Below are 23,266 nucleotides of genomic sequence, written 5' to 3' on the forward strand. Positions count from 1 at the left end.
CTTATAGTCCGCTTCCAAAGGGTTACGATTTTTCTCATCTGCATTGCCTGCCGGCCTTCCTTGCGAGGGGATCAAACGCCGGAGAATTCCGGGGGCGTACGCCCCCGTTCAAGCAGCAAGACATGAACAGCATCACTTCATCTTAGGTTTGGCGGCAATAAACGGCCGCCGAGATTGGAGGACCGGCATGACTTTCGCGCTTCGACAGATGATGCTGTTTGGCAGCATGGCCGTGCTCATGCCGCTAGCGGCGCTTGCCCAAAACGCCCCACCGGCCCCACCCGTCACCGTTGCCAAGCCGGTCGTTCGCGACGTTGTCGACAGCGACGAGTTCATCGGCCGCTTCCAACCGGTCGACGAAGTCTCCGTTCGCTCGCGCGTCGGCGGTTACCTGCAGGAAATCCATTTCCAGGACGGCGCGCTGGTCAAGCAGGGCGACTTGCTCTTCGTCATCGACCAGAGACCGTTCATAACGGCGCTCAACCAGGCAAAGGCGACGCTTGAGGCCTCCCAATCCACCCTGGTCTTTGCCGATGCGCAGTACAAGCGTGCGCAGTCGCTTGCCTCGAGCGGCAGTCAGTCGGCCCAGACGCTGGACGATCGCCGCCGCGAATTCGATTCGGCCGAGGCCAATGTCCGCGGCGCCCAGGCCGCAGCCGACCGTGCGTCGCTCGACATGGAATATACGGAAATCAAGGCGCCGCTGAGCGGCCGCATCGACCGCCGGCTGATTTCGGCCGGCAATCTCGTGCAGACCGACCAGACCGTGCTGACGACGATCGTTTCTCTCGACCCGATCGATTTCTATTTCGACGTCGATGAGCGCCGCCTGCTGAATTTTGCCGACACGGCCCGCAAACTGGGCAAGGATCTCCAGCAGGGCGGCGGCGGACTGGATGTGTCCGTCACGATATCGGATCCCAATGCCAAACCGTTCAAGGGAAAGCTCGATTTCGCCGAAAACCGGGTCGACAACCAGAGTGGCACGATTCGCCTGCGGGCCCGTTTCCCCAACCCTGATCTTGTCCTGCAGCCCGGCCTCTTCGGCCGCATACAGGTGGAAGCCTCCAACACCTACCAGGCCGTTCTTGTCCCCGACGAGGCAATCGGCTCGGATCAGAACGAGCGCGTCGTCTATGTCGTCGCCGACGACGGTACGGTTTCGAGCAAACCCGTGAGGCCTGGACCGCGGCTCTACGGCTACCGTGTGATACGCGAGGGTCTCGACGGCACCGAGATGATCATCGTCAACGGAGTCATCCGCGCCCGTCCCGGCTCGAAGATCACGCCTCAGATGACCGAACTGCCGAAGGAGCGGCAGGACACGGCGCCCGAAACCGCTGGCGCGGAGAGCGGACAATGAGATTCGCTCATTTTTTCGTGGACCGGCCGATCTTTGCGGCCGTGATTTCCATCGTTCTTCTCGTCGTCGGCGGCATCGCCTATACACAGCTGCCGGTATCGCAATATCCGGAGATCGCGCCGCCGACCATCGTCGTGCGCACCTCCTATCCGGGCGCCGATCCGCAGACGATCGCCGATACGGTTTCGACACCGCTCGAACAGCAGATCAACGGCGTCGAAGACATGCTCTACATGTCTTCTTACTCCAGCGCCGACGGCGCCATGTCGCTGACGATCACCTTCAAGCTCGGCACGGATCTCGACAAGGTCCAGGTGCTTGTCCAGAACCGCGTCTCCATCGCCCTGCCCCGTCTTCCCGAGGAAGTCCAGCGGCTTGGCGTGACAACCGACAAGAGTTCGCCGGATCTGATGATGGTCGTACACCTGTTGTCGCCGACCCATCGTTATGACCAGCTTTACGTCTCGAACTACGCCCGCAACCGCATCCGCGACGTTCTCGTTCGCCTCGATGGCGTCGGCGACGTGCAGCTTTTCGGCGAGCGCCAGTATTCGATGCGAATCTGGCTGGACCCGGAAAAGCTGTCTGCCTACGGCATGACATCCGATGACGTCGTCGCCGCCCTCAGAGACCAGAACGTCCAGGTGTCGGGCGGCAAGATCGGCGCGCCGCCGGTCACCGGCAAGAACGCGTTTGAATACACGGTGCGGACGGACGGACGTTTCTCCGACGTGCGCGAGTTCCGCTATGTCATTGTGAAATCGACGGAGAGCGGCCGGCTCGTGCAATTGCAGGACGTAGCGCGCATCGAGCTCGGCGCACAGGACTACGTCACCAACAGCTATCTCAATAACGACCCTGCGGTCGCACTCGGCATCTTCGCCCGACCGGGGACCAATGCCCTCGACACCGCTCATCAGGTCCAGGCGATCATGAAGGACCTGTCGCAGAATTTCCCGCAGGGCCTGGAATATCGCATCGTCTACGACACCACCGAATTCATCTCGGATTCGATCTCCGAAGTTTATCGAACCATCGCCGAGGCGGCGATCCTGGTGGCGATCGTCGTTCTCGTCTTCCTGCAATCCTGGCGCACCGCGATCATTCCGATCATTGCCATCCCGGTCTCGCTGATCGGCACCTTCGCCGTCCTGCTGGCGTTCGGCTTCTCACTCAACATGCTCACCTTGTTCGGCCTGGTGTTGGCAATCGGCATCGTCGTCGACGACGCGATCGTCGTGGTGGAAAACGTCGAGCGCAATCTCGCCCGCGGCATGACGCCGAAACAAGCTTCCCATGTCACGATGGACGAGGTCGGAACCGCGGTCGTCGCCATCTCGCTGGTGTTGATCGCCGTCTTCGTGCCGACAGCCTTCATTCCAGGCATCTCCGGACAGTTCTACCGGCAGTTCGCGGTCACCATCGCCGTCACGACCGCGATATCAGCCTTGAACTCGCTGACGCTTTCGCCCGCCCTGGCAGCCATATTGCTCAAGCCCCATGACCACGAGACCAGGCGCGTCAACGTGGCCACACGCCTGGGCCGCAGCCTTGCAAATGGCTTCAATCGCGGATTTGACCGGATGAGTTCCGGCTATTCCTGGACCGTTCGGCATCTGGTCAGCAGTTGGGTCGGCTTGAGCGCCGCAATGGTCGCCTTCGTTTGCCTGCTGGGAGCAACCTGGTACATGGGCACGCGCGTTCCCTCGGGCTTCATCCCGACCATGGACCAAGGTTACGCGATCATCGTCATACAGCTTCCTGACGGCGCCTCGCTCGCGCGTACCGACGCCGTCGTCAAGCAGGTGGGTGATATCGCCCGTACCGTGCCGGGTGTCGGCAATGCCGTGCAATTTGCCGGCTTCAGCGGGGCGACGTTCACCAACGCCTCGAATGCCGGCGTCGTCTTCGTCCCGTTCAAATCCTTTGCCGAACGCGAAGAAGGCGGAGACAACGCCAACAAGATCATCGGCGAGCTTTTCGGCAAGCTGCAAAGCATCCAGGAAGCCTTCATCATCGCCATACCGCCGCCGTCCGTGCGCGGTGTCGGCAATTCCGGCGGCTTCAAGATGCAGATTTCCGATCTTGAAAACGCGGATATGACGCGGGTGCTCGCCCTCGCCCGCCAGATGATGGGTGCGGCGGCGACGACGGAGGGGCTGACCGGCGTCTTTACGACATTTTCCGATGCAAGTCCGCAATATTTCCTGGCGATCGACCGCGACAAGGCGCGCTTCCTCAATGTGCCGATCCCCAATATCTTCAATGCGCTTTCGATCAACCTAGGCGTCGCTTATGTCAACGATTTCAATGCGTTCGGCCGTGTCTACCAGGTGCGCGCCCAGGCCGACCGGCAGTACCGCATGGATAGGGAAGATATCCTCGCCCTGAAGGTTCGATCGGCGACCGGCGCGCTGGTCCCGCTTGGAACCTTGATGGATATTCAGGACGCCAGCGGCCCGGCGCTCGTCCAACGCTACAATATGTATGTCTCGGTGCCGCTTCAGGGTAATCCGACGCCAGGCACATCGACGGGCGACGCCATCAAGAAGATGGAAGCGCTGGCGGCGCAAATCCTGCCGCAGGGAACGACGTTCGAATGGACGGAACTCGCCTATCAGGAAACCCATACCGGCAACACCGCCATCTACATCTTCGCCCTGTCGGTGATCTTCGTCTTCCTGGCGCTGGCGGCGCAATATGAAAGCTGGGTCCTGCCGCTCGCGATCATCCTCATCGTACCGCTCGCGGTGCTGGCGGCGCTGATCGGGGTTTCGCTCCGAGGTATGGACAACAATGTCCTGACGCAGATCGGCCTGATCGTTCTGATCGGCCTTGCGGCCAAGAACGCCATTCTGATCGTCGAGTTCGCGAGACAAGCGGAAGAGGAAGGCAAGTCGCCGGTAGAGGCGGCCATCGAGGCTAGCCATCTCCGCTTGCGCCCGATCCTGATGACGGCATTCGCCTTCATCTTCGGTGTTCTGCCGCTTGTCATCGCCACCGGCCCCGGCGCCGAAATGCGTCAATCGCTCGGCACCGCGGTCTTCTCGGGCATGCTGGGCGTGACGATCTTCGGTCTGTTCCTGACGCCGGTTTTCTACGTCGTGCTGCGCGGCCGGCGTCGCAACCGTTCGGTCGAAAGGCCAGTCGAGGCCGTTCCGACCGAAAGGGAGACGGTCTGATCGGCGTGATGGCGGAGCCTTCCCGGTGGCGTGATGTCAGGTGGAAAACAGATGCACTTGGCCCTGCCACAGGCGGGCAACGGTCAGCCTGCCGCTGCGAAAGGCGCGTGTGTCGAGATTGAGCCGTCTCGCGCGAATCTCCGGCTCGTCATTCGGCGTATGACCGTGGACGACGAGCTTCGGCAGCGGGATCCTGCTGTCGAGAAAACGGTGGCGGATGAGGACCAGATCCTCGTCGGTCTGCGCCTCGAGCGGCTGCGCCGGATCAATGCCGGCATGGACGAACAATACGCTCGGCGTGTCCAGCATGATCGGCATAGCCCGCATGAAATCGATATGCGTGTGCGGCAGCGAATGACGGAGGAAGGCGTCGAGCTGTGCGCCGGAGGGGAAGACCAGCGGCAGATGCTCCGGATCGAGCCCATAGGATTTCAGCGAGTGCGCCGCCCCGATCCGCATCCAGTCGTCATAGGAAAGCCAGCCGTCGATATAGTCGAGCATTGCGATCTCGTGGTTGCCTGCAAGGCAGATCCGATCGAAACCCTCCGGCGCCGGCTCCATGAGGTGAGCGATGACCTGTGCCGATTCCGGGCCGCGGTCGATATAGTCGCCGAGCGTCACGATCAGCTTGCGCCCCGGCAGCCGTGCCGCATCGCTTAAGATTGCCTGTTCTGCCTTGACGAGCAGATCGCGCCGGCCGTGAATGTCGCCAATGGCATAGGTTGGGATATCGGCAATATCCAGCGTCAGACGCGGTCTCGGCTGGCGTGCCATTTTCGAAACCTCGCTGCGGCGAGCAAGAGAGTCGCTCATCATGTTTCTCAATCAAGGAAGCCCGGTTAACCATAAGTAGCGTGGAGGGCGAGGCGATCAAGTTGGTGAGAAAATTCGAAGCGTCGGTTTTTTCTAGAAAAACCGTTCTTATCATCCGGAGCGAAATCCCTCACTCCTGTTATCCCTCAGAGGAAAGAGTGATCGATGGGAACCGTATCGCAGTTTCATCACCGCCTGAGACCGCCAGCGCAGCGCATCGAAAGCGAGGAGGCGGCAATATCCACGGCCCGTGACCTCGCCGCCGCATTCCGGCGCGAGTCGAGCGAACGGGATATCAACCGCATTCTGCCGTTTGCCGAGCTCGACGCCCTGTCGATATCAGGACTGACCGCAATCACTGTTCCGCCCGACCATGAAGGGCTCGACGTGCCGAACGCCCTGCTGGCAGAAATCGTTGCGATCGTTGCAGAGGCCGATGCCTCGATCGGCGAGACCCTAGAAAATCATTTTTCCACGCTGGAAACACTCCGCGTTCAGACCGCCGAAGATCTGAAGGCATCACTCTTTGCCCGTGTGCTGCTCGGCGACCGCTTCGCGGCGGCCACGTTCGTTGACGGATCCGAACTGGTCGGCGAAGGCCTTGGCTATCGCCTGAGCGGCCGCACTCGGCAGGCGGCCGGAATTCTCTATGCCGACTGGATTGTCGCTGCGCACACACTTGCGCCCAACCGCCCGGTGACGCTGTACCTCACCCGTAGCGACGACGACCTGCAGGTGATCGATGATTGGGACGGCTTCGGCCAGCGTACCAATGGGTCGGCAACGGCGATCGCCGGCGCACTCCATGTTAATGCCGATGCCATCGCGCCGGCGCCTTCGTTTCGATATTCGACCGGCGTCTCGCTTGGCCTTTTGCTCAAGGCCGGGGTAAGCCTCGGTATCGCGCGCGCCGCCTGGGCCGACCTGATGACAGCGGTCGGCGATCACGCCGCCGTCCTCGCTCACATCGGCAAACACGCCGTCAGCATCGAAGCGACGGCGGCGGCCTTGGAACGGGCTGGCCGAAAACTCGACTTTGCCCAGGTCAATCCCGTGGAGGCGGCGATGGCGGATGCGCATTTTTCCGCTTCGGCGGCCGCGATCATAGCCGGCGAAGCGGCGCTCAGCACCGCCAACGCGCTGTTCGAACTCGCAGGCCAGGCATCGGCCGCCATCGGGCTCAATCTCGATCGCCATTGGCGCAACGCCCGCATTCACGGCTTGTCGCTGCCGCTGGACCGATTGCTGCGTAGCGCAGGCGAATATGTGTCGCAGAAGATCGAAACCTGAACGATTGCAGCAGAGCGCCGCCGTTGTGCGGGGACGATATGAAAGGGAAGAGATCTCAGCTGGCGGCAGAGATCGGTAATTCCTCCGTCGCGCCCTCGACCTGTCCGCCCGCCGCAACGAATTGTTCGAGGGTCATATTGTCGAGAATGGCGGCGATCGCGTCCCGAACATCGGTCATCGAACGCCGCACCTGACAGGTTTCCGGATCGGCGCAGTCGTCGCAGGCCTCATAGGCCGTACGGCTGGCGCAGCGGATCGGCGCCAAGGGCCCGTCGAGCGTGCGGATGACATGGCCGATGCGGATTTCGGAGGCCGGCCGCGAGAGGGAATAACCGCCGCCGGGCCCCTTTTTCGAACGCAGAATGCCGACATTGCGCAGTTCCAAGAGGATCGTATCGAGGAATTTCTTCGGGATATTGTTGCGGGCGGCAACGTCATTGATGAAGGCGGTCTCGCCCGGCGGCAGCCGCGCCAGATCGACCAGCGCCTTCAGGCCATATTTTCCCTTTTTCGTCAGCATTTGTCTTTGCCCTGTCGAAAACGCAGTATTCACCCCGCCAATAGCAGGCAAATAGCGTCGAAAGCGTGAAGATACAACAAAATAGCTATTATTTATAGCTTATCTCGGCAACGTCCACAGAAGGCGCCGCCAATCTTCGGCCTGATGATCCGTCAGATCGTTTTCAACATGCCGCCGTCAACGAAATAGGTCGATCCGATGCAGTAGCTTGCTCGTTCCGAACTGAGGAAGACGAAGACATTCGCCAGTTCCTCCGGCGTGCCGAAACGTTTGGAGGCGGCATGCTCATTGGCGACGCTCTGCAGGTAGCCTTACCAGTTGCCGCCGCTTTCGGCGGTCAGCTGCTTGGCGGTCTTGATCCAGTCCGGCGTCAGGATCAGGCCGGCATTGACGCAGTTGACGCGGATATTGTCCGGGATGAGCTCGGTCGAGAGCGTCTTCGAAAACATCATCAGCGCTGATTTACTGACATTGTAGATCGGCTCGTACCAGAGCGGCTGGACGGCGCAGATCGAGGCATTGTGCAGGATGACACCGCCGCCGCGCCTCTTCATCTGCGGCGCGATCCCGCGTGCAAGCCGCACGGCAGCCATCACATGCAGATCCCAATAAGCCTGCCACTTCTCGTCAGGCGCCTCCATCACCGTCTCGTTCGATCCGGTGCCGGCATTGTTGATGAGGATATCGGCGCCGCCCTTCTCTGCGGCCGCAGCAATGATCGCCTCCGTTCCCGCAACCGTCGCAACGTCGGCGGCAACCGCGGTGGCGCTGACACCGTATTTTCCGGCGATACGGGCAGCCTCCGCCTCCAACCGCTCACCGCCGCGCGCGGCGAGCACGAGGTTGGAGCCCTCGGCCGCCAGCCCTTCGGCGATCGCCAGCCCGATGCCGACCGACGCGCCTGTTATCACGGCGATCTTTCCCTTCAATCCCAGATCCATATCTTCCTCCACAAGCGCCGGCGAGCCCCGTCCGATATGGCGAGTGTTCCGCCAATGAATCCGGGCGTCAAGCCTTGCGACAGACTCCGATCTGTCGCAGCCTGAGCTCCCACCTAGGAGGAGTTTTCATGCGACGTTATTCAGCCTGCATAGAATGGCTGTTTGCCGAAGGAGACGGCAGCTTTGCCGATCGCATCCGCCGCGCACGTGCCGGCGGCCTGACGGCGGTCGAATTCTGGCGCTGGAGCGACAAGGACCTGGATGCGATTGAGGCGGCGCTTGATGAAACCGGCCTTGCCCTCACCAGCCTTGTCGCCGAACCGATGATCGCGCTGACCGATGCGGCCAACCGGCAGTCCTGGCTGAAAGGCCTTGCCGAATCCGTCGCCGTTTCGAGACGCCTCGGCGCGCCGGTGCTGATCGCTCAGGCAGGCGACGATCTTCCGGGCGTCAGCCGCGAAGAACAGCGCCGGGCGCTCACCGAAACGCTGAAGGCCGGCGCCGATATCCTCAAGGGCAGCGGCGTGCGCCTCGGCGTCGAGCCGCTCAACATCCGCATCGACCATATAGGCTATTTCCTCGATTCCACCCGCGAAGGCCTCGATATCGTCTCCGATGTCAGCCGTCCCGAGATCGGCATCGTCTACGACATCTACCATTCCGCCGTGATGGACGAACGCACCGAAGAGGTGCTCGACGGCCGCCTCGACCGCGTCTTCCACGTCCATGTCGCCGATCATCCCGGCCGCAACGAACCGGGTTCCGGCGGCATCGACCTCGCCCACCGCCTCAACTGGATCTTCGCCAACGGCTATGATGGCGCCGTCGGCCTCGAATACCGGCCGAGCAGGCCCGGCGCCGAAGCGGTCGAGGCCGCGATCGCATCGCTTGGCGGCTAGACCGAGTCCGCGTCTTCGGCAAAGGGTTCAAGCTCCGGATCGAAATCGACGCCGACGACATTGTTGAAGATGGCTGTCGCCAGCATTATGCCGGCGAAGGCGACGAGATCGATGAGCACCTTGGTCTCGTAGCGCTCTTTCAGTCTCGTCCAGAGCTCGGCCGGAACGGCGTTGGAATCGACGACGATCGCCCTGCCGAATGCCTCGAGCAGTGCTTCCGTTTCCGAAAGCTCCAGCGCATTGGGGTCGAAACCCTTGTTGATCAGCGCCCGGCGAAAGAAGGTGATGGCGATCGTCGAACTCGCCGCTTTCGAGATCGCATGGGAGAAGATCCAGATTTCCCGGTCGCTGATCACAGGATCGAGTTCGGCCCGCAGCGTGAACCACTCGGCATAGATGCGATGGGCGACCGGCGAATGCAGGAGCGTCCGCTTCATGTTGGTCATGCGCCCGCGCATCCTTATTTCTTCATCATGCGCCGCGCGAACCTCTGGCGAAGCGGTGTCGTAATCGATCTGCGGGAGGTGGCTCATCAAGTGAACGCTTTCCTAGAAGATAAATCCGCTTGGCCGCCGGGCGGCGCCCACCTAGATTGTTTATATCGAAGGCGGAGGCAAGGCATGAGCGGCGACCACGAGCATTCTCACATCGACTGGCGGGAACATGGCGTCAAGGTCATTCCCGGCAATTCGCTCGATCCTAACACGGCGCAGACGCCGGGCATGAACCGCGCAACGGCGATCAACAATGCGCGCGCCGGCGCCGAGAAGATCTGGGCCGGCACGGTGACGATCCATGCCAATGCCAAGACCGGCGCCCACCACCACGGCGATCTCGAAAGCATCATCTATGTCGTCAAGGGCAAGGCCCGCATGCGCTGGGGCGAGCATCTGGAATTTACCGCCGAGGCGGGCCCCGGCGATTTCATCTATGTCCCGCCCTACGTGCCCCATCAGGAGATCAACGCCAGCCGAGACGAGACGCTGGAATGCGTGCTCGTCCGCTCAGGCCAGGAGCCCGTCGTCGTCAATCTCGATATCGAGCCTGTGGAAAAACCGGAAGACGTTCCCTGGATCGATCCGATCCATCGCTGACGCCGACCGTCGATGAATTCGTCAGGCGTGGACGGGGCCGGCACTGCTCATGGCAGGGGTCTCGATGATCCGGCCGGTATCGGCGGCATAGAGGTGGATCGCATTGTGATCAATCGCGATGCCGATCGGATCGCCCGATTTCACGCTCACGGCATCCGTCAGCGCCACGGCAAAAGTCAGTCCGTCGAAATCGGCATGCACGACGCGGCTCGCGCCGAGCTCTTCGATGAAATCGGCCGTCGCGATCAAGGCGCCGGGTGCATCCGGCGCCACCAGCAGGGCGGCCTCTGCGCGCATGCCGAGCACGACGCGTTTGCCTTTCAGCGGCGCGGCGCGTTCGCGCGGCAGCGCAATCTTGCGGCTCTGGTCATAGACGAAGACACCTTCATCGTTGATCGTGCCTTCGAGCAGGTTCATCGCCGGCGTGCCGACGAATCCTGCGACGAAGCGCGAGACCGGATGATGATAGACCTCTTCCGGCGTGCCGACCTGCTCGACCCTGCCGCCATTCATCACCACCAGCCGGTCGGCCAGCGTCATCGCCTCCGTCTGGTCATGGGTGACGAAGATCGAGGTGGCGCCGAGGCGGCGGTGGAGCCGACGGATTTCGGCGCGCATGGCGATGCGCAGCTTGGCGTCGAGGTTGGACAGCGGCTCGTCGAAGAGGAACACTTTCGGCTCGCGGATCATCGCGCGGCCCATGGCGACGCGCTGGCGCTGGCCGCCGGAAAGAGCGGCCGGGCGGCGGTCGAGGAAAGGTTCGAGGCTGAGCGCCTTGGCGACCTCGGTAATGCGTCGCTGACGCTCAGCCTTCGCGACGCCGGCCACCTTCAGCGCATAACCGATATTCTCGGCAACGGTCATATGCGGATAGAGCGCATAGTTCTGGAACACCATCGCGCAGCCGCGCTCGCGCGGCTCCAGCTGGTTGACAACGCGGCGGTCAATGGCGATTTCGCCGCCGCTGATTTCCTCGAGACCGGCGATCATGCGCAAGAGCGTAGACTTGCCGCAGCCCGACGGGCCGAGGATGACAACGAATTCACCGGATTTAATCTCCAGGTCGACGCCGTGAACCACGGGATGCTTGCCGTAGCTCTTCTTCACATCACGGATTGAGATCGGTGCCACAGGTCTGTTCCTTCACTTCTCGGTGGAGATAAGGCCGCGCACGAACCAGCGCTGCATCAGGATGACGAGCACCAGCGGCGGCGACATGATGATCAGGGTACCGGCCATCGCGACGTTCCAATCGGGCAGGCCGAATTCGGACGGGATCAGGGTCTTGAGCTGCGTCACCGCAATGCCGAAATTCGGATCGGTAGTGATCAGCAGCGGCCAGAGATACTGGTTCCATGCCCAGACGAACATGATGGTGAACAGCGCGATCATGTTCGGCCGCGACAGCGGCACCAGAATGTCCCAGAAGAACCGAACCGGGCCCGACCCATCCATCTTCGAGGCCTCGGCAAGTTCATCCGGAACCGTCAGATAGAACTGCCGGTAAAGGAACGTCCCGGTCGCGGTTGCGACCAGCGGCAGAACCAGGCCGGGGTAGGAATTCAGCAGACCCCATTCGAGCTTGATCTGGATGCCGGTAATCTGGGCCACGAGCCAGCTGATGCCGGTGACATCGAGGATCGTCTGGAATGGCTGCAGCGCATTGGCCGCGATCGAATAGGTCGGCACGATGCGCACTTCCAGCGGCAGCATCAGCGTGATGAAGATGATCCAGAAAATCACATAGCGGCCGCGGAAGCGGAAATAGACGATCGAGAAGCCTGCCATGGCGGAAAGGATAACCTTGCCGGCAGCGACCGACGTCGCGAAGATGATGCTGTGCAGCAGCTTGGTGCCGAGATCGGCGCGCACCCAGGCTTCCCGGGCGTTTTCCCAGAAATGCGAGCCCGGCGTCAGCGGCAGCGGCACGCGGTTGACTGTCTCCAGATCCAGCGTCGAGGCGATGATGACGATGGCGAAAGGCAGTAGCGCGATGACCATGCCAAGCGCCAAAAGCGTATAGCAGATGAAGTTGAATATCGGCGTGCGTTCGATCATGTCCGCGACCTCACTTGTAGTGCACGCGCCGCTCGATGAAGCGGAACTGGAAGATGGTGAGCATGACGACGAGCAGCATCAGGATGATCGATTGCGCCGCAGCGCCCGAATAATCCAGGCCCCGGAAGCCGTCGAAATAGATCTTGTAGACCATGAGCTCCGTCGCCCGGGCCGGGCCGCCCTGCGTCATCACATCGACGATGCCGAAGGAATCCTGGAAGCTCTCGGTGATGTTGATGACGAGCAGGAAGAACAATGTCGGCGTCAGCAGCGGCAGCTGGAGGTCCCACATGCGGCGCAGCGGCCCGGACCCATCCATGGCGGCCGCTTCGATTAGCGAGCGCGGAATACCCTGCAGAGCCGAGAGGAAGAAGATGAAATTATAGCCGATATATTTCCAGGAGAAGGCGACGATGACGGCGATCATCGCGTCCTTGCCGTCGAGCGCGGGATTCCAGAGGCCGGGCCAGACATGGTTGATGACCGAGAGAAGGCCGGCCTCCGGCGCCAGGATGAAGCGGAAGGCCAGCCCGAGAGCGGGCGCGGCGATCGCGTAGGGCCAGATGAAAACCGACCGGTAGATCTTGTGGCCGCGCAGTTCACGATCCGTCAAAAGCGCCAGGATGAGCGCTAGCCCCATGGCAATAATCGTCGAGCTGAAGCCGAAAACCATGCTGCGGGTGATCGATTCCCAATAGATCGGATCGCTGAGCAGCAGTTTGAAATTGTCGAAGCCGACCCAGGCATTGCCGCCGCCCCATGGCTGCTCGAGCGTGAACGCCCAATAAAGCGCCTGCGCGCTTGGCCAGTAGAAGAAGACGAAGATCAGCAGCAGCATCGGGAATGCGAAGAGAAGGCCGATCGTCGTCGAGGAGAAAGTGACGCGCTTTTCCATGGGTGGTCGTTTTCGCCCTGGTTTGACTTCAGGCGCGGGCGGCAGCGCATCCGCGACTGGTTGGGAGAACTTACAAAGACGCACCCGGCACGCACAAGGCGGGCCGGGTGCGGCTCAATTCGGCGATCAGGGGAGCTGAACGTTCTTGTAGGTCTGCTGGAAGCGGCGCAGGAGCTGGTTGCCGCGTTCGGCAGCAGAGTCGAGCGAGGCCTGGACGTCGGCATTGTTGACGAAGATCGCCTGCAGGCCGTTGGCGATCTCGGTGCGGACCTGCAGCAGGCCGCCGAGACGGATGCCCTTGGCGGCTGCGTCGCCAGCCGGGGAAGCGGTCAGGCTCTGGATGGCGAGTTCACGGCCGGCGTAAGGCGCCTTATCGTAGAAGCCCTGCTTCTTCAGATATTCGAAGCCGGAGTTGCGAACCGGGATGTAGCCGGTAACGGTCGACCAGGTCAGAGCTTCTTCGGGCTTCGCGATGAAGTTGAAGAAGGCAGCGGCTGCCTTGTACTCGGCGTCCGAATGGCCCTTCAGAACCCAGAGCGAAGCGCCGCCGACATATGAGCTGTGACGGGTTGCGTCACCATAGGTCGGGAGCATGGCAACGCCCCAGTTCATGCCCTGCTTGGCGGTGCGGCCGATATTCCCGTGGTCGCCGACCGAGGTCAGGATGACCTGGCAGTCGCCGGCGGCGAAGGCTTCAACGAAGGTCTGGCCGACGGCCTTGTTCTTGATGACGGCGAGCTTGTTGTCGTACCAGGACTTGAGATCCTTGATGTAGCTGACGAGAAGCGGGTTCTTGTTGAAGACCAGCTCGGCGTCGAGGCCTTCGAAGCCATTCTTCTTCGTGGCGATCGGCTCACCGTTGACGGCTTCGAACTGCTCGACGTACTGCCAGACTTCGTTGCTGGAGATGTCGAAGGCGAGCGGGCATGCATAGCCGGCGTCCTTCAGAGCCTTGAAGTCCTCACCGGCTTCCTTCCAGGTCGCCGGAGCATGATCCTTGCCGATCTTGGCGAAGGCGTCCTTGTTCCAGTAGAGCAAAGCGGTCGAGGAGTTGAAGGGGAAGGAATACATCTCGCCCTTCGACGTGGCGTAGTAGCCTGCGATACCCGAGAAGTAATCGTTCCAGTCGACGGTGTAGCCCATGTCGGCCATCAGCTTGTTTGCCGGGTAGTAGGCGCCGGAGAGCATGATGTCGAGCGTGCCGGCGTCGGAAACCTGAGCGATGGTCGGCTGCTTGCCGGCGCGGAAGGCGGCAATGGTGTTCTGCAGGGAGGCGTCGTAGCTGCCCTGGCTGGTGCAGACGACTTCGTAATCGGCCTGCGACTGGTTGAAGCGATCGCACTGTTCCTGGACACGCTTTGCGATGTCACCGGAATTACCGAACCAGAAGTCAATCTTGGTCTTTTCGGCGGCGGCAGCGGGGCCAGCAAGAAACGCTGTAGCGAGAAGGGCGCCAACGGCGCCGAGAAGCTTGGCTTGCATGAGAACCTCGAACGTAAAAGGGACGCGCACTTTCAGCGCACGCCCTATTAGCTGGTTCAAATTGCCGCGGCCAATGAATATTACATGACATGAAATGAACGAAATCCAGTCGTCACAAAATCGTCACACGGTTGTTGTTCACAACTCTCAGGGGAAATATTTAGATCAGCGCCGAGCGGTCTGCAAATATATTTACAGATGCACGCATCTATATTCTGGAGAGTACAATTTCAAAGAGTATTTAATATTTACTAATATTTTGGAATAGCTCACCTATTCATTGCTCCGTCATATCGAAACTTGCAAAAAACGTCCTCGTTTTGCCGTTGCACTGCTGTGCAACGCCCAGTTTCAGCCCCTAAATTAGAGGGAATCCTTCAAAATTGCTGCAAAATGGGGGTCGAATGCGCGGCTGATCGGTCCGGCGGCAGCACCGAGCGCCACTGACCATGGATCGGCCATGCCGGGCTGCAGGCGCGGCAGCGTCCGGCCGCGCCGTTCGGCGATCGAGGGCAGCAGCGGGCCGATGGCGGCAATCAACCGGTTCACCAGCGCTTCGGGGGCGCTGCCGCAGAGGATCACCGTCTGCGGATCGAAGACCGTTTCGACGAGATGGATGCTCCAGCGCAGGTCCGCCGCCGCCGCTTCGATCCAGGTATCGATGCCTGGATCGCCCCTCGAGGCGAGGTCGTTGATGTGCGCATGCAGATCGGGATCGGCGGGATCGATCGACAGGTACTGGTAGAGCGAGGCGAGCGAAGCGCGATGTTCAAGCGGCGTTGATTTGCCGTCGGCAAAGAGCAGCGCCATGCCGATCTCGCCGGCATTGCCGTTGGCGCCGCGATAGAGTTCGCCGTTCAGAATGAGGCCGGCGCCGATGCCGTAGCCGACGAACAGGCAAACGGCATGGTCGAGACCATGGGCGGCCCCCACCATACGCTCGGCAGTCGCGGCCGCCGCCGCATCGTTCTGCAGGCCGACATCGAGCCCGGTGCCGGCGGTCAGCGTTTCCAGCAGCGGAAACTTCTGCCAGGCCTCCATCATCCAGGGATCGTCGCCGCTGCCGGCGACGCCGAAGGGTCCGGGCATGGCGGCGCCGAGGCCGACCAGCCGCTTTTCCGATTGCTGGACGATCCCGGCAAGTTCTGCACGCACGCCGGCAACGAGATCGAGGATGACCTTCGTCCCTTCCGACGGGCCTCCGGCCGGGAGGCCGGCCTCATCGCGCACGAGAACATTGCCGACGAGATCGACGGCAACCGCCCGCGTCACATGCCGGTCGATCTGCAGGCCGATCGCGAAGGCGCCCTCGGGAACAAGCCGATAAGGCGTCGAGGGCTGGCCTCTGCCCTTCCGCACCGCCTCCTGCGAACTGACGAGACCGTCGCGCTCCAGCTCCTCGATGATATTGGACACTGTCTGCTTGGTCAGCCGCGTCGCCCGCGCCAGATCGGCGCGCGAGAGCGCACCGTTGATCCTCAAGGCATCGATCATCACACGCCTGTTATGCGCGCTGGTGCCTTCGTGATTGGTGCCGCTCTTGGCCCGGATCGGCCTGACGTCATTCATGTGCAATTGCCTCTTGACTCCAATAGAATGTTGGCGAAGTAATAAGTCAAGACATTTGACTTAATAAGGGGCCGAAGAGTCCCAGGGAACGCAGGAGCCCGCACAGGGCCTCCAACGACGCTCCGAGATAACGGACCGGCACGGTTTTATGTCACGCGTGCCTTCTCGAAACCGATGGCGGAAAAACCGCCCTCGGCCATGCGTAAATGTCAAAAACTGGAGGCTGCAATGCTGAAATCCTTGAACAAGACGCTTTTGGGTGCGGCCTTGATCGGCGCATCCCTTGCCCCGCATGCTTTCGCCGAGACGACGCTGAACGCGCTGTTCATGGCGCAGGCCGCTTACAGCGAGGCCGATGTGCGCGCCATGACCGACGCTTTCGCCAAGGCGAACCCCGACATCAAGGTCAATCTCGAATTCGTTCCCTATGAGGGGTTGCACGACAAGACCGTGCTGGCGCAAGGTTCCGGTGGCGGTTACGACGTCGTCCTTTTCGACGTCATCTGGCCGGCCGAATACGCCACCAACAAGGTGCTGGTGGACGTCTCCTCCCGCATCACCGACGAGATGAAGAAGGGCGTGCTGCCGGGCGCCTGGACCACCGTGCAGTATGACGGCAAATATTACGGCATGCCCTGGATCCTCGACACCAAATATCTGTTCTACAACAAGGAAATCCTGGAGAAGGCCGGCATCAAGGCGCCGCCGAAGACCTGGGACGAACTGGCCGAGCAGGCAAAGGCGATCAAGGACAAGGGCCTGCTTGCCACCCCGATCGCCTGGAGCTGGTCGCAGGCCGAAGCGGCAATCTGCGACTACACCACGCTGGTCAGCGCCTATGGCGGCGATTTTCTGAAGGACGGCAAACCTGCCTTCCAGAGCGGTGGCGGCCTTGATGCCCTGAAATATATGGTGGCCAGCTATACGTCAGGCCTGACCAATCCGAACTCCAAGGAGTTCCTGGAAGAGGACGTCCGCAAGGTCTTCCAGAACGGCGATGCCGCCTTCGCGCTCAACTGGACCTACATGTACAACATGGCCAACGATCCGAAGGACAGCAAGGTCGCGGGCAAGGTCGGCGTCGTGCCGGCGCCGGGCGTCGCCGGCAAGAGCGAGGCTTCGGCCGTCAACGGCTCGATGGGCCTCGGCATCACCTCCGCCAGCCAGCATCCCGACGAGGCCTGGAAATACATCACCTTCATGACCTCGCAGGCGACACAGAACGCTTACGCCAAGCTCAGCCTGCCGATCTGGGCCTCCTCCTACGCGGACCCGGCCGTTACCAAGGGCCAGGAAGAACTGATCTCGGCCGCGAAGGTCGGCCTCGCCGCCATGTATCCGCGCCCGACGACGCCGAAATATCAGGAGCTTTCGACGGCGTTGCAGCAGGCAATCCAGGAATCACTGCTCGGCCAGTCCACGCCCGAGGACGCGCTGAAGTCGGCCGCGGAAAACAGCGGCCTCTGAGCCCGGCATGAACTCCGGGCGGCGCCTGTCGCCGCCCGCCTCCCAAACCTGTGAATGAAGAAGGGTCGCCTCGATGTCAAGCACATGGCTGACAACCCGCGCGTGGCTTTTGATGCTGCCGCTTCTCGTGGTCATGATCTCAGTCATCGGCTGGCCACTGGTCGATACCGTCGGCCTCTCCTTCACCGATGCCAAGCTCGTCGGCACCGGGGGCAATTTCGTCGGCATCGATAATTACGTGAAGATGCTCTCCGGCTCGAATTTCCAGCGCACCTTGGTCACGACCGCATGGTTCGCGATCGTCTCGGTCGCCGCCGAAATGGTGATCGGCGTGCTTGCAGCACTCCTGCTGAACCAGCAGTTCCGCGGCCGCACCGCGCTGCGCGCCCTGATGATCCTGCCCTGGGCGCTGCCGACGGTGGTCAACGCCACGCTCTGGCGGCTGATCTACAATCCGGAATACGGTGCGCTCAACGCTGCGCTGACGCAGCTCGGCCTGCTCGATGCCTATCGCTCCTGGCTCGGCGAGCCCGGCACGGCGCTCGCCTCCCTCATCGTCGCCGACTGCTGGAAGAATTTTCCGCTGGTGGCGCTGATCGCGCTTGCCGCACTCCAGGCCGTGCCGCGCGATATCACCGCGGCCTCGCTCGTCGACGGCGCCGGCGCGCTTGGCCGTTTCCGCTTCGTCATCCTGCCCTATCTCGCCGGCCCGCTGATGGTGGCGCTTGTGCTGCGCACGATCGAAGCCTTCAAGGTATTCGACATCATCTGGGTAATGACCCGCGGCGGCCCGGCCAACAGCACCCGCACGCTGTCAATCCTCGTCTACCAGGAAGCCTTCTCCTTCCAGCGGGCAGGTTCGGGCGCGTCGCTGGCCTTGATCGTCACACTTCTGGTGACGCTGCTCGCCGTCGGCTACGCCGCCCTGGTGCGCAGGACCGCGGGGAGTGCCGCCTGATGGAACGTCAAAGCCCCCTCTTTTCCGCTTTCATTCATCTTTGCGCGCTGCTGCTTGCCGCCGTCATCCTGGCGCCGATCCTCTGGCTCTTCATCATGAGCATCTCGCCGGCCGCCGACCTTGCGGCAAAGCCGCTGCGCTGGTGGCCGCAGACGGCGGATTTCTCGCGATACCAGCTCCTGCTGTCGACATTGGAAAACAGCGCCGGCGCCGCTTTCACGTCGTCGCTGCGCAACAGCATCGAGGTGGCCGGCATGGCGACCATCGCCGCCATCGCGCTCGCCATTCCGGCCGGCTGGGCGGTGTCGCGCACGCCTTCGGTCGGCTGGTCGCTGTCGATGGTGATCGCCACCTACATGCTGCCGCCGGTGGCGCTCGCCGTACCGCTCTATATGGGTCTCTCCCATCTCGGCATGCTGAACAACGTCTTCGGCCTCGCCCTCGTTTATCTCACCATCCTGGCGCCCTTCACCACCTGGCTGATGAAATCGGGCTTCGATTCCATCCCGCGCGAGATCGAATCCGCCGCGATGATCGACGGCGCCGGCCTGTTCCAGACGCTGAGGATCATCACGCTGCCGCTCGCTGCCCCCGTGGTCGCGACGTCGAGCCTCTTTGCCTTCCTGCTGGCTTGGGATGAATTCTTCTATGCGCTGCTCTTCACCTCCGACCAGCGCGCCAAAACACTGACGGTCGCCATTGCCGATCTCGCGGGCGGGCGCGTTTCCGATTACGGACTGATCGCCACGGCAGGCGTGCTCGCCGCCCTGCCCCCGGTGCTGATCGGTCTCGTCATGCAACGCGCCCTGATTTCAGGGCTCACCAGCGGCGGCGTCAAGGGGTGAACATGACAACAGAAACAAACCGGCCCGCCGGACTTGCGGCGATCGACCGCGAAATGGCGCGCCAGCACGCCGATGCCATCGCCTCTTATGAAGCCGCGGCACCGATGGCGGCAAGAGCCGCCGCCTCGCTGAAGAAGACCGGCCGGCTGCTTTTGATCGGCATGGGCGGCTCGCATGCGGTCAACCGCGCCGTCGAGCCGCTCTACCGTGCGCTCGGCATCGATGCCGTCGCCCTGCCGCTTTCCGAACAGCTCGGCCAGCCGCTGCCGATCGCCGGCAGGACGATCTTTGTCACCTCACAATCCGGCGAAAGCGCCGAGGTCCTGCGCTGGTTCGACGAGACCGGCGGCACGGAGGAAACCTTCGGCCTGACGCTCGAAGCCAGCTCCTTCCTTGCCAGAACCGCCCCATCGCTGGTCGGCAGCGGCGGCACCGAGCTTGCCTTTGCCGCCACCCGCAGCCTGACCGTGACCTTCGCCCTGCATCTGGCGATTCTTGCTGCCCTCGGCGAAGATCCGGCGGCCGCATTTGCCGTCCTCCAGGCGCCCGAAAACCATGACATCTCAGCGGCCCTTTCCGCCCTCGAAAACGTCGTGACCGTCGTTACCTCGGGCCGCCGCCTGCAGGGTGTCGCCGAGGCATTGGCCCTCGGGTTGACCGAGCTTTCGCGATGGCCCTGTTTTTCCCTCGAAGGCGGCCAGCTGCGCCATGGCCCGATGGAGATGCTGGGACCGGAGATCGGCGTCGTGCTGTTCCGCGGCCTCGACGAGACGGCCGGCCTCGTCACCGCCATGGCGGTGTCCGCCGTTGAGACCGGCGCGCCCGTCATCCTGTTCGACGCCTCGAACGAAGCCCCGGTCACAGGGGCGGTGACGATCGGTTTTGCCCCGGCGACAGGCCTTGCCGCGATCTTCGCCATGCTGCCTGTCGCCCAGCGGCTGATGATCGCTTTTGCCGAAACCCGCGTGGAGAATGCCGGAACGCCGGTCCGGTCCACCAAGATTACCCGGAGTGAATGAATGCGGCCGCTTGCAGTCATCGGCAACGTCAATGTCGATCTCATCCTCGGACCGGCCACCCCCTGGCCGAAGGCCGGCACGGAAATCATCGTCGATCATGACGAGCTCCGCGTCGGCGGCTCCGCTGGCAACACCGCACTCGCCTGGCAGGCGCTCGGCATCGAATTCGAGATCGCCGCCAATATTGGCAGCGACCAGTTCGGCCGCTGGCTTGCCGAGGCCTTCGGCCGGCGTTCCGAGAAGTGGCCGGTGCGCCCCGAGAGAACGACGCTTTCCGTCGGCATCACCCATCCGGACGGCGAGCGCACCTTCTTCACGACGACCGGCCATCTGCCGCGCTTCAGCCTCGCCGACGTCTTCGCGGTCATCGACGGCGAAAGGCTGCGCGGCGGTTACGCGCTTCTCTGCGGCGGCTTTCTAACCGACGACCTGGCGAGCGAATATGACGCCTTCTTCGACTGGGCCGAAGGCCACGACATCACCGTCGCACTCGATACCGGCTGGCCGCTCGACGGCTGGACCGAAGAAAATTGCGCGGCCGCCCGCGCCTGGCTTTCGCGCAGCGGCATTGCACTGCTGAATGAGGTCGAGACGACGACGCTTGCCGGCATCGCCGATCCGGTCGAAGCCGCCCGTGAGGCCAGGTCGCATATGCCGGAGGGCGCGATCGTCGTCGTCAAGCGCGGCCCGGACGGCGCCATCGCCATCGGGGCGGATGGTCTGCCGGCGTCTGCGGCCGCGCCCCTCGTCAAGGTCGTCGATACGATCGGCGCCGGCGATGTCTTCAACGCCGGCTTCCTGGCGGCATTGGCAGATGGCAAGCCGCTGGCCTCCTGCCTGGCGGCTGGGACACAGGTCGCCTCGCGCGCCATTTCCACCCTTCCCCGCAGCTATGGCGAGCCATCGTCTCCTCAGGAGCCCATGTCATGAGCGCGCTCGACATCCAAAACATCCGCAAGACCTATGGCGAGGTGGAGACGCTGAAGGGCATCGACATCTCGCTGGAAAGCGGCGAGTTCCTCGTGCTGCTCGGCTCCTCCGGCTGCGGCAAGTCCACGCTGCTTAACATCATTGCCGGCCTTGCCGAGGCGACGAGCGGCGATGTCAGGATCGGCGGGCGCTCGGTGCTTGGCGTGCACCCGAAAGACCGCGACATCGCCATGGTGTTTCAATCCTATGCGCTCTATCCCAATCTGACGGTGCACCGGAACATCGGCTTCGGCCTGGAAATGCGCAAGGTGCCGGCGCCCGAGCGCGACAAGGCCGTGCGCGATGCCGCGAAACTCCTGCAGATCGAAAACCTTCTCGACCGCAAACCGAGCCAGCTCTCCGGCGGCCAGCGCCAGCGCGTCGCGATCGGCCGGGCGCTGGTGCGTAAGCCGGAAGTGTTTCTCTTCGACGAGCCGCTCTCCAATCTCGACGCCAAGCTGCGCATGGAGATGCGCACTGAGATCAAGCGGCTGCATCAGATGCTGAAGACCACGGTCGTCTATGTAACCCATGATCAAATCGAGGCGATGACCCTTGCAAGCCGCATCGCCGTCATGCGCGACGGCCGTATCGAGCAGCTGGGCACGCCTGAGGAAATCTACAACCATCCGGCAACACTCTATGTTGCCACCTTCGTCGGCGCTCCGCCGATGAACCTGCTGAAGGCGACAGTGCGCGATGGCCGGCTGGCGATTGCAGGTTCTGATGCCAGCCTGCCCCTACCGACCCGCTTCGCCCAAGCCGCCGTCAATGGCCGCGAACTCGTCCTCGGCATCCGCCCCGAGGTCCTTCGCACGGACGGAGCCGGCCCGTCGCTCAAGGCAACCCTGGAGGTCGCCGAGCTGACCGGCCCAGAACTCGTCGTCACCGCCCTTGCCGGAAATCAGCGGCTGATGGCTTGCCTACCGCCGCGCACGCCGATCCGCGACGACGAAACGCTCACCCTCTTCTTCGACGAGGAGGCGATGCATCTCTTCGACCTGGAAACCGGTCTCAGCTGCCTCAAGGAGCAATAGGCCGACCATGGCACCCTGAGCTCCTCGTTCAATTCGCCGCGTCGGCGGGCTTTCGCTTGTAAACATGGATATAGTCGACGAGCAGAATGGAAGGATTCGGCGTTTCATCGATCGGCCATCCCGAGCCGAGCGCCAGATTGACCAGCGGATAGAACGGCATGTGGAACTCCTTCGGGGTTTCGAAGCTCCAAAGGTATTGCCGATCCAAATAGAAGGTCGTCCTGTCGGCTTGGATATCGACGCCGTAGGTATGATACTCGCTGTTTAGAATTCCGTCCTCGACCGTTTTCCAATAGCCGCCGGTCGAGTTCTGGCCGCCTTGGCTCTGACGCCAGATATGAAAACCCATGCTGAATTCGTAAGGCGCGCGGCCGTAATATTCCAGCACGTCGATCTCGGCTGTGTATTTCGACCGGTCGAGCCCGATGAGCCAGAAGGCCGGCCAGACGCCCTTGCCCGGCGGCAGCTTCATCCGTGCTTCGAAATAGCCGAACTGCTGCGAGAAACCTTCGCCCTTCGGGTTCACTGACGACAGCAAGCCTGAACGCCAGGTGCCATCGGCCTCCTTGCGTGCTTCGATCTTCAGAATTCCCTGATCGGTGGTAAACGGAAAGCCGGGAGCCGGATCAGTGAAACGGGCATCACCGAAATCGCCGTTCCAGGGCGTATGAGCGATCCAGCGGGAGCTTTTCTCTCCCCAGGGCGAAACGTCGAGGCTGTCGAAACTCTCGTCGAATGTCAGCTGGTATGCATCAATATTGAGCGGTTCCTGGGCCACGCTGGGCTGGCCGGGCAGCGCGCCTAGACCGAGTACGACGAGCAGACCGAGCCACTTGGCAGATATCCCGTAACGCATTGTTATTCC

Annotated in this window: 20 protein-coding genes and 1 pseudogene; 11 read left to right on the forward strand and 10 right to left on the reverse strand. The window is 62.2% G+C overall.

The genetic code is table 11. From position 1 onward, the window contains the following. The first annotated feature begins 187 nt into the window (after positions 1 to 187). Both EFR00_RS29355 and EFR00_RS29360 read left to right on the forward strand, forming a co-directional pair. Positions 188 to 1,363, forward strand: a complete 1,176-nt coding sequence (locus tag EFR00_RS29355) for an efflux RND transporter periplasmic adaptor subunit (RefSeq protein ID WP_077994870.1) — start codon at positions 188 to 190, stop codon at positions 1,361 to 1,363. After that, a complete protein-coding gene (locus EFR00_RS29360; protein WP_077994871.1) occupies positions 1,360 to 4,545 on the forward strand; it encodes an efflux RND transporter permease subunit in 3,186 nt (1,061 codons plus the stop codon). The genes EFR00_RS29355 and EFR00_RS29360 overlap by 4 nt, the downstream gene beginning before the upstream one ends. Before the next feature lie 36 nt (positions 4,546 to 4,581). Here EFR00_RS29360 and EFR00_RS29365 read toward each other — a convergent pair whose 3' ends face one another. Next, on the reverse strand, positions 4,582 to 5,358 hold the full coding sequence (locus EFR00_RS29365; RefSeq protein ID WP_170961505.1) for a metallophosphoesterase family protein: 777 nt from the start codon (positions 5,356 to 5,358) through the stop codon (positions 4,582 to 4,584). Positions 5,359 to 5,523: 165 nt separating this feature from the next. On the opposite strand from EFR00_RS29365, the gene EFR00_RS29370 reads away from it, so the two are divergent. Next, the gene (locus EFR00_RS29370) at positions 5,524 to 6,648 is read left to right on the forward strand and encodes a monooxygenase (RefSeq protein WP_077994872.1); all 1,125 of its coding nucleotides are present in this window, start codon (positions 5,524 to 5,526) and stop codon (positions 6,646 to 6,648) included. 55 nt (positions 6,649 to 6,703) lie between these two features. Here EFR00_RS29370 and EFR00_RS29375 read toward each other — a convergent pair whose 3' ends face one another. Then, entirely contained in the window at positions 6,704 to 7,168 is a 465-nt protein-coding gene (locus tag EFR00_RS29375; protein ID WP_009996604.1) for an RrF2 family transcriptional regulator, read from the reverse strand. A gap of 152 nt (positions 7,169 to 7,320) precedes the next feature. Further along, a pseudogene (locus tag EFR00_RS29380) lies at positions 7,321 to 8,109 on the reverse strand (SDR family NAD(P)-dependent oxidoreductase). Positions 8,110 to 8,237: 128 nt separating this feature from the next. On the opposite strand from EFR00_RS29380, the gene EFR00_RS29385 reads away from it, so the two are divergent. Continuing rightward, complete coding sequence (locus tag EFR00_RS29385) at positions 8,238 to 9,008, forward strand: TIM barrel protein (RefSeq protein ID WP_077994873.1); 771 nt, start codon at positions 8,238 to 8,240, stop codon at positions 9,006 to 9,008. Here EFR00_RS29385 and EFR00_RS29390 read toward each other — a convergent pair. Then, a complete protein-coding gene (locus EFR00_RS29390; protein ID WP_009994849.1) occupies positions 9,005 to 9,541 on the reverse strand; it encodes a carboxymuconolactone decarboxylase family protein in 537 nt (178 codons plus the stop codon). The genes EFR00_RS29385 and EFR00_RS29390 overlap by 4 nt on opposite strands. Before the next feature lie 87 nt (positions 9,542 to 9,628). Between EFR00_RS29390 and EFR00_RS29395 the strand changes: the two genes are divergently transcribed. Continuing rightward, positions 9,629 to 10,102: a cupin domain-containing protein gene (locus EFR00_RS29395; RefSeq protein WP_009994847.1), complete on the forward strand. Its 474-nt coding sequence runs from the start codon at positions 9,629 to 9,631 to the stop codon at positions 10,100 to 10,102. 21 nt (positions 10,103 to 10,123) lie between these two features. Here the strand turns inward: EFR00_RS29395 and EFR00_RS29400 are convergent, their stop codons facing one another. The 5 genes from EFR00_RS29400 to EFR00_RS29420 all read right to left on the reverse strand — a co-directional run bounded on the left by EFR00_RS29400 (position 10,124) and on the right by EFR00_RS29420 (position 16,106). Next, positions 10,124 to 11,233 (reverse strand): sn-glycerol-3-phosphate import ATP-binding protein UgpC, encoded by a 1,110-nt coding sequence (locus tag EFR00_RS29400; protein WP_077994874.1) that lies wholly within the window; start codon positions 11,231 to 11,233, stop codon positions 10,124 to 10,126. 12 nt (positions 11,234 to 11,245) lie between these two features. Beyond that, entirely contained in the window at positions 11,246 to 12,160 is a 915-nt protein-coding gene (locus tag EFR00_RS29405; RefSeq protein ID WP_077994875.1) for an ABC transporter permease subunit, read from the reverse strand. Between the two features lie 10 nt (positions 12,161 to 12,170). Then, positions 12,171 to 13,055: a carbohydrate ABC transporter permease gene (locus tag EFR00_RS29410; protein ID WP_077994876.1), complete on the reverse strand. Its 885-nt coding sequence runs from the start codon at positions 13,053 to 13,055 to the stop codon at positions 12,171 to 12,173. Between the two features lie 126 nt (positions 13,056 to 13,181). Next, positions 13,182 to 14,537: an extracellular solute-binding protein gene (locus EFR00_RS29415; protein ID WP_038690926.1), complete on the reverse strand. Its 1,356-nt coding sequence runs from the start codon at positions 14,535 to 14,537 to the stop codon at positions 13,182 to 13,184. Positions 14,538 to 14,900: 363 nt separating this feature from the next. Further along, positions 14,901 to 16,106, reverse strand: a complete 1,206-nt coding sequence (locus EFR00_RS29420; protein ID WP_077994877.1) for an ROK family transcriptional regulator — start codon at positions 16,104 to 16,106, stop codon at positions 14,901 to 14,903. Between the two features lie 228 nt (positions 16,107 to 16,334). Between EFR00_RS29420 and EFR00_RS29425 the strand changes: the two genes are divergently transcribed. The 6 genes from EFR00_RS29425 to EFR00_RS29450 all read left to right on the forward strand — a co-directional run bounded on the left by EFR00_RS29425 (position 16,335) and on the right by EFR00_RS29450 (position 22,401). Continuing rightward, positions 16,335 to 17,573 carry an extracellular solute-binding protein gene (locus EFR00_RS29425; protein ID WP_077994878.1) on the forward strand — a complete coding sequence of 413 codons (1,239 nt, stop codon included), beginning with the start codon at positions 16,335 to 16,337 and terminating at the stop codon, positions 17,571 to 17,573. Between the two features lie 73 nt (positions 17,574 to 17,646). After that, entirely contained in the window at positions 17,647 to 18,531 is an 885-nt protein-coding gene (locus EFR00_RS29430) for a carbohydrate ABC transporter permease (RefSeq protein ID WP_077994879.1), read from the forward strand. Next, entirely contained in the window at positions 18,531 to 19,376 is an 846-nt protein-coding gene (locus tag EFR00_RS29435) for a carbohydrate ABC transporter permease (RefSeq protein ID WP_038690932.1), read from the forward strand. Before EFR00_RS29430 ends, EFR00_RS29435 begins: the two co-directional genes overlap by 1 nt. Then, a complete protein-coding gene (locus EFR00_RS29440) occupies positions 19,373 to 20,395 on the forward strand; it encodes an SIS domain-containing protein (protein WP_183738581.1) in 1,023 nt (340 codons plus the stop codon). The genes EFR00_RS29435 and EFR00_RS29440 overlap by 4 nt, the downstream gene beginning before the upstream one ends. Continuing rightward, entirely contained in the window at positions 20,396 to 21,325 is a 930-nt protein-coding gene (locus EFR00_RS29445) for a PfkB family carbohydrate kinase (protein ID WP_077994881.1), read from the forward strand. Further along, a complete protein-coding gene (locus EFR00_RS29450) occupies positions 21,322 to 22,401 on the forward strand; it encodes an ABC transporter ATP-binding protein (protein ID WP_077994882.1) in 1,080 nt (359 codons plus the stop codon). The genes EFR00_RS29445 and EFR00_RS29450 overlap by 4 nt, the downstream gene beginning before the upstream one ends. Positions 22,402 to 22,429: 28 nt before the next feature. On the opposite strand, the gene EFR00_RS29455 is transcribed toward EFR00_RS29450, so the two are convergent. Continuing rightward, positions 22,430 to 23,257, reverse strand: coding sequence for a glycoside hydrolase family 16 protein (locus tag EFR00_RS29455; protein WP_077994883.1), 828 nt, complete (start codon positions 23,255 to 23,257; stop codon positions 22,430 to 22,432). Positions 23,258 to 23,266: the final 9 nt, after the last annotated feature.

It is taken from the genome of Rhizobium sophoriradicis (genome assembly GCF_003939025.1).
Taxonomy (GTDB): domain Bacteria; phylum Pseudomonadota; class Alphaproteobacteria; order Rhizobiales; family Rhizobiaceae; genus Rhizobium; species Rhizobium sophoriradicis.